Raw genomic sequence first — 12,207 nt, forward strand, 5'->3', positions numbered from 1 at the left:
TCATGATTGCTATTTTTGGTGGCACCTTTGATCCAATTCACTTAGGTCATATTAATATGGCCCAGCAGTGTGTTCAGCAGTGCCAACTCGATATCCTTTACTTCATGCCTTGCGCTATTCCTGCCCATAAAGCCAAGCCAGGAATTAGTGATGAGCATCGCATTAATATGCTAAAACTTGCGATTGCCGACAATCCGCATTTTGCTATCGATTACCGCGAACTAAACCGAGAAGGTGCGTCTTATTCTTTGTTGAGTTTAGAAGAGCTTCGTGCAGAAAACCCAGCAGCGCCGATTATGTTTTTAATCGGCATGGACTCATTCAATAGCCTAGATAAATGGTTTAAATGGCAAGAGATTGTCAAACTTTGTCATATCGTCGTGTACCAGCGCCCGGGGCAGCACTGCCAAGTATCTGGTGAACTTGCAGCTTATAAAGAGAATGCCGTAACAGAGCAACTTAGCCAGCTACAACAAGCCCCTGCAGGTAAGTTATTCTTTTTAAATGGCTTACAAGTTAATGCCGCCTCAAGCGAAATCAGAAAAAAGCTGCATTTAAATAATGATATAGCGGAACTTTTACCTACCAATGTAAGTCAATACATTGCGCAGCATCATCTTTACCAAACAGATGAATAAATACTGCCTGCGTGATAAAATAACAAATTAAGATTATTTATTTTTGAGAAAACACTTTGGATTCTAAACAACTACTCGCATTTGCCCTTGATAAAGTCGACGATATGAAAGCCCGTGATGTGGTACAGCTTGATGTTCGTGGTAAGTCTGACATTACTGATTACATGTTAGTGTGCTCAGGTAACTCTAAACGCCATGTACAATCGATTGCTGATCACGTTGCTAAAGAAGCACGCCATGCAGGTGAAGAGCCTCTCGGATACGAAGGCCAAAACGAAGGCGAATGGGTGCTGGTAGACCTAGGTGATGTGGTAGTGCATGTAATGCAAGACCAATCTCGCGACTTCTATGATCTAGAGAAACTTTGGGGCTAACCCTTAGCAAGGACATAGGTAACCATTTTGAAAATACAATTGATTGCTGTTGGCACCAAAATGCCAGCATGGGTTGAAACCGGATTCACAGAATATCAACGTCGCTTCCCACGTGATATGCCCCTTGAGCTAATTGAAATCCCCGCAGGTAAACGTGGTAAAAATGCGGATATCAAACGTATTTTACAACTTGAAGGCGAAAAGACCCTTGCTGCTATCCCTAAAGGCAACCGCATTGTGACGCTAGAGGTCACCGGTAAGCCAATGGATACCCATCAGTTGGCAAAAAGTATGGAAAAATGGCAGCTTGATGGTCGCGATGTCAGCTTATTGATCGGCGGACCAGAAGGTTTAGCACCTGAGTGTATTGCAGCGTCTGAGCAAAAGTGGTCATTATCAAACCTGACACTACCGCACCCTCTAGTGCGCATTATTGTTGCAGAAAGCCTATACCGAGGCTGGAGCTTGAATAACAACCACCCTTATCATCGCGAGTAGTAAAGCCAATGCGAAAACACAGACCCACGATTCGAGACCACTCGGCTGAGGCAAACTTATTTGCTCGCCGAGCATTTGTGGGTTTTGTGTTTGTTACACTGTTAATTGGTGTGTTGTTATCTAACCTATACAACATCCAAGTTATCGAACATCAAGACTACCAGACACGTTCGAACGATAACCGCATCAAAGTTATTCCAATTGCCCCTAACCGTGGGCTTATTTACGACAGAAATGGCGTATTACTGGCTGAAAACAAGCCAGTTTATAATTTAGAAGTCATACCCGAGGAAGTTGATAACCTTGAAGAGGCACTGAGCGAAGTTGAAAAAGTTATCGAAATAACTGAGCAACAAAAAGCTGACTTTCTAGATGACATTAAGCACAATCGCCGCTTTAAAAGCCAAGTATTAAAAGCCCGTTTAGACGAAACCGAAGTTGCAAAGTTCTCGGTTAATCAGCATAAGTTTCCAGGCTTTAGTATCGAAGCACGTTTGGCTCGCTATTACCCTTATGGTGATACCCTTACCCATGCCTTAGGTTATGTTGCCAAACTTAACAAAAAAGAACTCACCAAACTTGAAGCAGAAGACCAAGCAACCAACTACCGTGCAACGCACGACATTGGTAAGCTGGGTATCGAAAAGTATTACGAAGAACTTCTTCATGGTGTGGTTGGTTCGCAGCGCGTTGAAGTGAATAACCGTGGCCGAGTTATCCGTACTTTAAGCCTCACGCCACCTGAGCCAGGTCACGACTTAGTACTTACTTTGGATATTGGCCTGCAACAAATTGCTCAACATGCCTTAAAAGATATGCGTGGTGCCATTGTAGTGCTTGATGCTAAAGATGGCGGCGTTTTAGCACTCTACTCTAACCCAAGTTATGACCCGAATTTATTTGTTCATGGTATCAGCAGCACAGATTACAAAAAGTTGTTAAACCCAGACCGACCGCTAATTAACCGTACCACGCAAGGGCGTTATGCACCTGCCTCTACAGTTAAACCTCATATGTCAATTCTTGCCCTTGAAGAAGGACTGGTAACAGAGCAAACACAAATTTGGGATCCGGGCTTTTTCCAAATTCCTAATGTGGAGCACAAATGGCGTGACTGGAAACGTTGGGGCCATGGTCATGTTGATGTTTATCGTGCTATTGAAGAATCATGCGATACCTATTTTTACGATGTTGCTTACCGTTTAGGGATCACCAAAATCAGTGACTTTATGACGCAGTTTGGCTTTGGCGAGCTCTCTGGAATCGATATTCACGAAGAAACATCTGCCATTATGCCATCGCGAGAGTGGAAAGAAGCCCGCTTTAGAGAGTCATGGTGGCGCGGCGACACCATTTCAGTGGGTATCGGGCAAGGTTATTGGACCGCAACACCAATGCAAATAGCTAATGCTACCAACATATTAGTGAACCGCGGGCTCGATCATCCTCCGCACCTTGTACAAGTCGCTAAAAAAGAAAACGAAGTAACGCAAATCAATAATGATGAAAAGCCACCTGTAGTATTAAAAAATCCTCATCATTGGCAAATTGCGCTAGATGCGATGCACAACACCGTACATAAAGTCACAGGTACTGCACATAAAGCATTTAAAGGGGCGAATTACGACCCAGCAGGTAAAACGGGTACTGCTCAGGTTGTGAGTATTGCTCAAGGTGAGCGGTATGATGCTAAGTCACTTAAAGAGCGCCAACGTGATAACGCTATCTACGTTGGTTTTGCACCCTATAACGACCCACAAATTGTGGTCTCTGTGGTGGTTGAAAACACCGGTGGTGGTAGTACGGTTGGTGCGCCTATTGCGCGTCAATTAATGGATTACTACTTCTCAGCGAATCCGATTCAAATAGCCCAAAGTGACGCGCCATGATCCCATTAAATAAAAAACGCTCAATTTGGCAGCGCCTACACCTAGACTTACCGTTGCTTCTAGCTCTGATGACGATGATGGTAGCCAGCCTTGCCATTGTATACAGTGCCAGCGGCCAAGACTCAGCGATGATGATACGCCACGCAACACGTATGTTTGGCGCTATCTTAGGTATGTTTATACTCGCGCAGTTTTCGCCTAACACATTAAAAAGTATGGTCATTCCGCTCTACTGCGTGGGGCTTTTGATGCTGGTTGGGGTGTTGTTATTTGGGGTTAGTTCAAAAGGTGCACAGCGCTGGCTTGACTTAGGTGTGACCCGTTTCCAGCCGTCAGAGTTAATGAAAATTGCCGTGCCAATGATGGTTGCATGGTATATCGGGCGTAACCATTTACCGCCAAGAATCATCCATTTAATTATTGGCTTTGCGATTGTAATGGTGCCAACCATTTTAATTAAAGAGCAACCCGACTTAGGCACCTCTATTTTGATTGCCAGCTCAGGGATATTTGTATTGTTTTTATCTGGACTAAGTTGGCGTCTTATTGGCTTTTTATCTGCTGCTGTTGGTTTGGCAGCATGGCCGTTTTGGCATTACGTGATGCTTGATTATCAAAAACAACGGGTACTGACCTTTTTAGATCCTGAAAGCGATCCGCTTGGCTCGGGTTACCACATTATTCAATCGAAAATTGCGATAGGTTCTGGTGGCATTGAGGGTAAAGGCTGGCTGCAAGGCACCCAATCACAATTGGAGTTTTTACCTGAGCGTCATACCGATTTTATCTTTTCTGTACTGAGCGAAGAGTTTGGCCTGTTTGGGGTTTGTTTATTACTTTGTATGTACTTGTTTATTATTGGTCGTGGCTTATATATTGCGGTAAACGCACAAGATGCGTTTGGTAAACTGCTTGCCGGCGCATTAACACTGACCTTCTTCGTTTATGTATTTGTAAATATTGGCATGGTTTCGGGCTTACTGCCTGTAGTAGGTGTTCCGTTACCACTAATAAGCTATGGTGGCACCTCAATGGTGACCTTGATGGCCGGATTTGGCATTATCATGTCTATCGCCACCGATAAAAGGATGCTTTTAAAATAATGACACAGCGAGTCAATTACTTACTTATAGCGTTATTTTCTGTGCTGCTAGCAGCATGTAGCTCTTCATCTCAGCAAGGCCGTTATGCTATGGAGCATGATGCAGCCCCGCTTCGAAAACCAACCGAACTTGAAATGCAAGATGCCATAGTCACCCCGGTTGTTAAAAGCGCAAGCGCTAGTCGCCCTTACGAAGTCCGTGGTAAACGCTACACGCCGATGTTAGATGAAACAGGCTATGCAGAAGAAGGGATTGCTTCGTGGTATGGTCGAAAGTTTCACAATTATCACACCTCAAACGGCGAAGTGTACGATATGTTTGCGATGACAGCAGCTCATAAAACACTGCCGCTACCGAGCTTTGCCAGAGTAACAAATTTAGATAACGGAAAATCAGTAATTGTTCGTGTAAACGACCGTGGCCCATTTCATGATGACCGAATTATCGATTTATCTTATTCTGCGGCCTATAAATTAGGTTATTACCGACAAGGTACAGCCCGTGTTAAGGTTGAGGCTGTTACCCTTGCCAATTCTGCCCCTCGTTTAAGCTACATTCAGGTTGCAGCGGGAAGTACTCTTGCTAATGTTGAAGCGCTCGCGTTTCAACTTCGTCAGCAATATCATGTGCCAACAAACATTGTTGAAAAAGATGGAATCTATCGATTACGTCTTGGTCCAATAAAAGATGCCGCAGAAGCACAAGCAGTTTTAGAAAAGCTAAAACAAAACCAATTTCAGAACGCGTTCTTGCTTTACAGTGAGTAAGACCTTTAGAATAGGTCAACGCAACATGTTTAACTTTAACCATTAATGAGTACGATGAAATCTATAAAATATAAAATCTTAAGTGGCGTTTGTGGCCTTGTTTGCACTGCTAGCGTATTTTCTGCAACAGCCCAAATTATCCCTGCCCCACCTCAAGTTAATGCGAAAGGTTATTTCTTGGTTGATTTCACCACAGGTAAAGTGATTGCCGAAGGCGAAGCAGATACAAAATTAGCACCGGCTAGTTTAACCAAAATGATGACCAGTTATGTAATTGGTACTGAAATCAAAGCAGGTAATATTGCACCAACTGATATGGTTACAGTCAGTGAAAAAGCCTGGGCAAAAAATTTCCCTGAATCATCAAAAATGTTTATCGAAGTCGGTAAGCAGATCAGCGTTGATGACTTAAACCACGGTATCATTATTCAATCGGGTAACGATGCCTGTGTAGCAATGGCAGAACACATTGCTGGTAGTGAAAGCGCATTTGCTGATTTAATGAATGCCCACGCTGAAAAGCTTGGCATGACTAACAGCCACTTCGTAAATAGCCATGGTTTAGATACTAACGAACACTTCACGACACCACGTGATATGGCAACCTTAGGTGCTGCACTTATTCGCGATGTACCTGATGAGTACGAAGTATACGCGAAAAAATCATTCACTTTTAACGGCATCAAGCAATACAACCGTAACTCATTGTTATGGGATGAAAGCATGAACGTTGACGGTATTAAAACTGGCCATACATCAGAAGCGGGTTATAGCTTAGTAACTTCTGCAACTAAAGATGACATGCGTTTAATCGCGGTAGTAATGGGCACAGAAAGCGAACGTGCTCGTAAAGTTGAAAGCAAAAAACTATTGAACTACGGTTTCCGCTTTTTCGAAACAATCACCCCATATAAAGCAGGCGACAGCTTTGCTGAGCAACGTATTTGGATGGGTAACAAAGAAAACGTATCGTTAGGTATCTTAGAAGATACACCTATTACTATTCCACGTGGTCAGCGTAAAAACTTAAAAGCGAACTTCGAGCTTGATAAAACATTAGAAGCGCCGCTTGCTAAAGGTACTAAAGTAGGCACGCTATTCTTACAGCTTGAAGGTGAAGAAATTGCACAATATCCACTAGTTACACTAGAAGAAGTGGAAGAAGGCAGCTTCTTTAGCAAGATCTACGATTACCTACGTTTACAAATTCAGTAATCTGGTCATAAAGTTTATAAACGCCTTGCACCGCAAGGCGTTTTTTTTTGTCTGAAAAATGATAGAATGCGCCCCATATCAGTCGCGCTGGGTCGAGTGCGTCGTAATCTAAGTTTGCTTAACGCCAAGAAATGGCAGAGAACACCTCTATTAAGCACACTCACTGTTTGAGGAGTCACCGTCGTGGTTCAACCTGTAAAAAATACTAAGTTTGATGAGTATTTAGATTTCCCTTGCCCATTCACATTTAAAATCATGGGCTTAGCTAACGTAAATCTAACAGATCAGATCCTAGAAAAGCTGCAACCAATTGCACCTGGCGATTATGCGCCAAAGGTAAAACCAAGCAGCAAAGGTAATTACGAATCTGTAACGCTTGTAGCAACCGTTACAAGTAAAGAGCACATCGAAGAAATTTATAACGTGATCAGCAACATCGATGACGTACGTCACATGCTATAGGCCGATTACGGAGTAACTCGTGAGCGAAAGAGAATTAATCGTTCGTCAATTAGGTCGTCAGCGTTACATGCCAATTTGGCAAAAAATGCAATCTTTTACCGACACCCGTGATGAACACACAGCAGATGAAATTTGGCTTGTAGAGCACGAGCCAGTATTTACGCAAGGCCAAGCAGGCAAAGCTGAGCACTTATTAAATACCGGTGATATCGAAGTGATCCAAGTGGATCGTGGTGGTCAAGTTACCTATCACGGACCAGGCCAACAAATGATGTATGTGCTATTCAACTTACGTCGTTTAAACATTGGTGTAAGGGAGCTAGTAACCTGGCTTGAAGAGTGCATTATTGATACGTTAAAAGACTACGACATTGATGCCTACGCGAAAGCGGATGCACCCGGTGTTTACGTTAACGACAGCAAAGTTGCCTCATTAGGCCTTCGCGTTCGCCGCGGTTGCTCTTTCCACGGTTTAGCACTAAATGTAAGTATGGATCTAAGTCCATTCTTACGTATTAATCCATGCGGCTATGCTGGCATGAACATGGTGCAAACAACCGATCTTAACGGTCCGCAAAACCTCGAGCAAGCAGGTGCAGGGCTTGTAAAACACATGATTAAAAAGCTTAATGCTACTGTGGTTAAGCACACTGAAGGGTTTGAAAACGAATGAATAAACCAGTCAAAATGGAACCAGGCGTAAAACTGCGTGATGCAGAAAAAATGGCACTGATCCCAGTTAAAGTTTTACCGACTGAAAAAAACGAAATGTTGCGTAAGCCAGAGTGGCTTAAAATTCGCTTACCAAAATCAACTGAACGTATTGATGGTATTAAACAAGCGATGCGTAAACATGGTTTACACTCAGTGTGTGAAGAGGCTTCGTGCCCTAACCTATCTGAATGCTTCAACCATGGTACTGCGACTTTCATGATCTTAGGTGCTATTTGTACTCGTCGTTGTCCGTTCTGTGATGTTGCCCATGGCCGTCCATTAAAGCCAGACGCAGCTGAGCCAGAAAAGCTAGCGCTGACTATTAAAGACATGAAGCTAAGCTATGTTGTAATCACGTCAGTAGACCGTGATGATTTACGTGATGGTGGTGCACAGCACTTTGCTGACTGTATTCGTGAAATTCGTAAGCACAACCCAGAAATCACGATTGAAATTCTAGTACCTGATTTCCGTGGTCGTATGGACAGAGCCCTTGATATCTTAATCGAGACGCCGCCAGATGTATTTAACCACAATTTAGAAACAGCACCGCGTTTATACAAATTAGCGCGTCCAGGTGCTGACTATAAATGGTCACTTGAGTTGTTACGCCGCTTCAAAGAAGCACATCCAGATGTGAAAACTAAGTCTGGTTTGATGGTAGGTTTAGGTGAAGAAATTAGCGAAATCGAAGAAGTGTTACGTGACTTACGCGAGCATAACGTTGATATGCTAACAGTAGGTCAATACCTACAACCTTCTAAGCACCACTTACCGGTCAAACGCTATGTGCCGCCAGCAGAGTTTGATGCTTTAAAAGATTATGCAGACGAAATTGGCTTTACACATGCGGCCTGTGGTCCATTTGTTCGCTCAAGCTACCATGCTGACCAACAAGCAGCTGGTAAAGAGGTGAAGTAAACCTTCTTGCAGATATTTAAAAAGCTCGCATTAAGCGGGCTTTTTTATATTCCAAAATATCAGCGCCCATAACGCGCTAAGAACATTTTTACAGTTTCGCTTATTACTTTGTTATCGGAGTCGCCTTCTTGGCGCTCAAAGCCATACAGCAACGGATAAAAGATCAGAGACTTTAACTGATACACAAACTGTTTTGCTGCAAACTCAACATCATCAATCGTTAAAACCTGTGCTTTCACACCCGCTTCTAAAAACGCCACCAGATCTTGCATACAGCCCATGTTATTACTGGCTAATGATTTTGCTAAATCAGGCTGCTGTAACATCTGCATGAAAGCGACTTTCGCTACTTTTAAAAACTCTTCAGAGGTCAAAAGTGCCACTTCTTGTTCAGCAATGCGTGTTAACTGCTGTGCAATTGGCACAGCAGCATCAAATACAACCGCTTGCTCTTGGCGGACTTTTTCAAACATAAACACTAGAATGGCTTGAAACAACACATCTTTATTTTCAAAGTGATTATATACGGTACGCTTTGAGGCACCCGCTAAGCTTGCAACCTGATCCATACTGGTATGCTCAACACCTTGCTGAAAAAACAATGTCTCAGCTGCATTCAAAATATCTAATCGTTTTCTCTGTGATAATTTCATGGACCCCTCCGATAAGGGTTACTAGTGTAACGCAAAAATAAAAAATGCACTAGATAGTTTACTTTTATAGCAAACCATGAAAAACTACACCGTGTAGTTTACCTATGGTGACGATATGAAATTTCTAAAATGGCTCGCAATCGCCACTCTCTGCATCGTGATAGGAGTGTTTATTATGAATAACCAATTAGCCGCTGAAGGCGTGAGTGATAACAGCCACTCTGCGCAATTATCTGATGGCAAGTTCCACAATACTGCTGAGGTAGAAAGACCCAGCTTTAAGAAAACGCTAGGTATCTTCAAACGCTTTATTACAGAAAAGAAAATTGATGCAGAGCCAAAAGGTGAACTGCCTATGCACTGTGTTTCTCATGCACAGCTTGAGCGTTTATCTAATGACACAGTGCATTTTGTGAAATTAGGTCACTCCTCTATTTTAGCGAAAGTGTATGACGAATACTGGCTATTTGATCCGGTATTTTCAGAGCGCGCTTCGCCTTTTTCATTCATAGGGCCAAAGCGCTTTCAGCCAACACCTATCAGCATTGCAGAGCTACCAAACATTGCTAAAGTGTTTATTTCGCACAACCATTATGATCACTTAGATAAAGCAGCAATTAAACAGCTTGTTGATAAAACAGATTCTTTTTATGTGCCATTAGGAGTCGAAAACGACCTGAAAAAATGGGGCGTTGATAAACAAAAAGTCCATAGCTTTGATTGGTGGCAAGAGCAAAATATGGCAAATAGCCAAATTGTATTTACACCAACCCAGCACTTTTCTGGCCGAGGCTTAACAGACGGCAATAAAACTCTTTGGGGCTCTTGGGCTATTAAAGTAAATGACAAGCGCTTTTATTTTAGCGGTGACTCTGGCTATTTTGCTGGCTTTAAAGAGATTGGTAATCGCTATGGGCCGTTTGATATCACTTTTATTGAAACCGGTGCTTACGACAAAGATTGGGCTGACATTCACATGACACCAGAACAATCAGTGCAAGCTCACCTCGACTTACAAGGTGATGTGATGGTGCCAGTGCATAATGGTACATTCGATCTGGCCTTTCATGCTTGGTATGACCCACTTAAACGTGTCGCTAAAAAAGCAGGACAAGAGCAAGTATCACTGAGTACTCCGCTAGTTGGAGAGGTATTTAAAATTCAAGATACGGCGATTGATAAAACGTGGTGGTAAAATTGGCAGGATGAAAGGTGCATTATTATCCTTTCATCCTGAATAATTAGTTATTTGTAGACTCTTTCTGGACAGCCCCCCTTCGCGTCCCATATAGTGAAACCCTGTACAATCAACCAGAAAAACTATGACAACTCACCTTAAGTATGCAAGCTTGGCACTTGCAATTGGTTTATTCGGCTGCTCTGAGCAACCAACAACAAGCACTGATAAACCAAACGCTGAAAGCAATGAAGCCGTAAACATTGCCAATGTACGCTCACATATTAAAACCCTCGCCTCTGATGAATTTTTAGGCCGTGGCCCTTTAACTGAAGGCGAAACGCTCACTATTAACTATTTAGCCGATGAATATAAAAAACTCGGCTTAAGCGGTAGTTTTAATGGCGAGTTTTTACAACCAGTTACTATGGCAAAACTCACTCCAGATCAAAACATGACCTTACAAGTGGGTGATTTGAGCTTTAATGCTGGCAGTGATTTTACCGCCCGTACCCAACAAATTAACCCTGAAATCAACATTGATGGCTCTGATGTTGTTTTTGTTGGCTATGGTATTAATGCACCTGAATATAATTGGGATGACTTTGCAGATATTGATGTAAAAGACAAAACAATTATCGTGCTTGTTAATGATCCTGGTTTTGCCACCCAAGATGACGCACTTTTCACCGGTAATGCTATGACCTACTACGGTCGTTGGACTTACAAATATGAAGAAGGTGCTCGCCAAGGTGCAAAAGCAGTATTTATCGTTCACGAAACGGCTCCTGCCGCATACCCTTGGGGCGTTGTAGAAAGCTCGAACACGGGTAGTAAATATACCTTAATCGACCAAGATAAAAATGCTTCTGACATCCCTGTAATGGGTTGGATTGATGAACAAGCGGCAAATGAAATTTTTGCTCAAGCAGGCCTTGATTATCAAACTGAAAAAGCCAACGCACTAAAAGCAGACTTTAAACCTGTCGACTTAAAAGCGAAAGCAGCCCTAACACTGAAAAGTGATATCTCTCAAGCGCAATCGCATAATGTTGTTGCAACCCTTAAAGGTAGTGAAACCCCTAATGAGTACATTGTAATTGGTGCACACTGGGACCACTTTGGTACTAAGCAAACAGATGACGGCGTGAAAATCTACAATGGTGCTGTTGATAACGCATCAGGTAGCGCAGCAACGGTAGAAATAGCCCGTATTCTTACTGAAATGCATAAAAAGAAACCATTTAAACGCTCTATTATCTTTGCCAACTTTACCGCTGAAGAAACAGGGCTTATTGGCTCAGAGCAATTCGCAACTGGCGAGATTGTACCAACCAAGCAAATGGTCGCGCTGCTTAATATTGATGGTATGAACGTGCTAGACGGCGTTGACTACATATTACAATACGGTAAAGGCATGTCTGAAATGGAAGACTACCTTGCAGATGCAGCGAAAGCACAAGGTCGTCATGTAAAAATGGACCCGCGTCCTCAAAATGGTTTGTTCTTCCGCTCTGATCACTTCTCTCTAGCTAAACAAGGCGTTCCTAGCTTACTATTTATGAGTTTAGGTGATACAGATCCTGATTACATCGCGCACAAATATCATAAAGAAGCTGACGACTATTCAGCAGATTGGTCTATGGGCGGTGTTGAGCAAGATATTGAACTGATTGTTGATATTGCCGCCAAACTTGCTGATAACGGCGATTGGCCTAAGTGGAAAGCCGAGTCTGATTTCAAAGCTCGTCGCTTACAAGACAAGCAATAACCTTCGCCTAGATATAAAAAACCGA

Annotated in this window: 13 protein-coding genes; 12 read left to right on the forward strand and 1 reads right to left on the reverse strand. The window is 42.8% G+C overall.

Annotated elements, in window-relative coordinates; all coding sequences use genetic code 11:
- The first annotated feature begins 2 nt into the window (after positions 1–2).
- The 10 genes from nadD to lipA all read left to right on the forward strand — a co-directional run bounded on the left by nadD (position 3) and on the right by lipA (position 8,581).
- Positions 3–638 carry a nicotinate-nucleotide adenylyltransferase gene (nadD, locus tag AOG26_RS07145; protein ID WP_054561828.1) on the forward strand — a complete coding sequence of 212 codons (636 nt, stop codon included), beginning with the start codon at positions 3–5 and terminating at the stop codon, positions 636–638.
- 56 nt (positions 639–694) lie between these two features.
- Complete coding sequence (rsfS, locus tag AOG26_RS07150) at positions 695–1,012, forward strand: ribosome silencing factor (protein WP_054561829.1); 318 nt, start codon at positions 695–697, stop codon at positions 1,010–1,012.
- 27 nt (positions 1,013–1,039) lie between these two features.
- Positions 1,040–1,510: a 23S rRNA (pseudouridine(1915)-N(3))-methyltransferase RlmH gene (rlmH, locus tag AOG26_RS07155; RefSeq protein ID WP_036967350.1), complete on the forward strand. Its 471-nt coding sequence runs from the start codon at positions 1,040–1,042 to the stop codon at positions 1,508–1,510.
- An 8-nt stretch (positions 1,511–1,518) separates the two neighbouring features.
- Entirely contained in the window at positions 1,519–3,399 is a 1,881-nt protein-coding gene (gene mrdA, locus AOG26_RS07160) for a penicillin-binding protein 2 (RefSeq protein ID WP_054561830.1), read from the forward strand.
- Entirely contained in the window at positions 3,396–4,502 is a 1,107-nt protein-coding gene (gene rodA, locus AOG26_RS07165; protein WP_054561831.1) for a rod shape-determining protein RodA, read from the forward strand. The genes mrdA and rodA overlap by 4 nt, the downstream gene beginning before the upstream one ends.
- On the forward strand, positions 4,502–5,269 hold the full coding sequence (locus AOG26_RS07170; protein ID WP_054561832.1) for a septal ring lytic transglycosylase RlpA family protein: 768 nt from the start codon (positions 4,502–4,504) through the stop codon (positions 5,267–5,269). The genes rodA and AOG26_RS07170 overlap by 1 nt, the downstream gene beginning before the upstream one ends.
- Positions 5,270–5,323: 54 nt before the next feature.
- Complete coding sequence (locus tag AOG26_RS07175; protein WP_054551673.1) at positions 5,324–6,484, forward strand: serine hydrolase; 1,161 nt, start codon at positions 5,324–5,326, stop codon at positions 6,482–6,484.
- Positions 6,485–6,667: 183 nt separating this feature from the next.
- A complete protein-coding gene (gene ybeD / locus AOG26_RS07180) occupies positions 6,668–6,946 on the forward strand; it encodes a DUF493 family protein YbeD (RefSeq protein WP_054551674.1) in 279 nt (92 codons plus the stop codon).
- Positions 6,947–6,965: 19 nt separating this feature from the next.
- Positions 6,966–7,619: a lipoyl(octanoyl) transferase LipB gene (gene lipB, locus AOG26_RS07185; protein WP_082389180.1), complete on the forward strand. Its 654-nt coding sequence runs from the start codon at positions 6,966–6,968 to the stop codon at positions 7,617–7,619.
- Positions 7,616–8,581: a lipoyl synthase gene (gene lipA / locus AOG26_RS07190; protein ID WP_054551675.1), complete on the forward strand. Its 966-nt coding sequence runs from the start codon at positions 7,616–7,618 to the stop codon at positions 8,579–8,581. Before lipB ends, lipA begins: the two co-directional genes overlap by 4 nt.
- A 59-nt stretch (positions 8,582–8,640) precedes the next feature.
- Here lipA and AOG26_RS07195 read toward each other — a convergent pair whose 3' ends face one another.
- Entirely contained in the window at positions 8,641–9,234 is a 594-nt protein-coding gene (locus AOG26_RS07195) for a TetR/AcrR family transcriptional regulator (protein ID WP_054561833.1), read from the reverse strand.
- A gap of 175 nt (positions 9,235–9,409) precedes the next feature.
- Here AOG26_RS07195 and AOG26_RS07200 point away from each other — a divergent pair, with 175 nt between their 5' ends.
- Together AOG26_RS07200 and AOG26_RS07205 are read left to right on the forward strand one after the other, a co-directional pair.
- Complete coding sequence (locus tag AOG26_RS07200; protein ID WP_235575468.1) at positions 9,410–10,429, forward strand: MBL fold metallo-hydrolase; 1,020 nt, start codon at positions 9,410–9,412, stop codon at positions 10,427–10,429.
- Positions 10,430–10,556: 127 nt separating this feature from the next.
- A complete protein-coding gene (locus tag AOG26_RS07205) occupies positions 10,557–12,182 on the forward strand; it encodes a M28 family metallopeptidase (protein ID WP_054561835.1) in 1,626 nt (541 codons plus the stop codon).
- The last annotated feature ends 25 nt before the right edge of the window (positions 12,183–12,207 follow it).

Source organism: Pseudoalteromonas sp. UCD-33C (genome assembly GCF_001306895.1).
GTDB lineage: Bacteria > Pseudomonadota > Gammaproteobacteria > Enterobacterales > Alteromonadaceae > Pseudoalteromonas.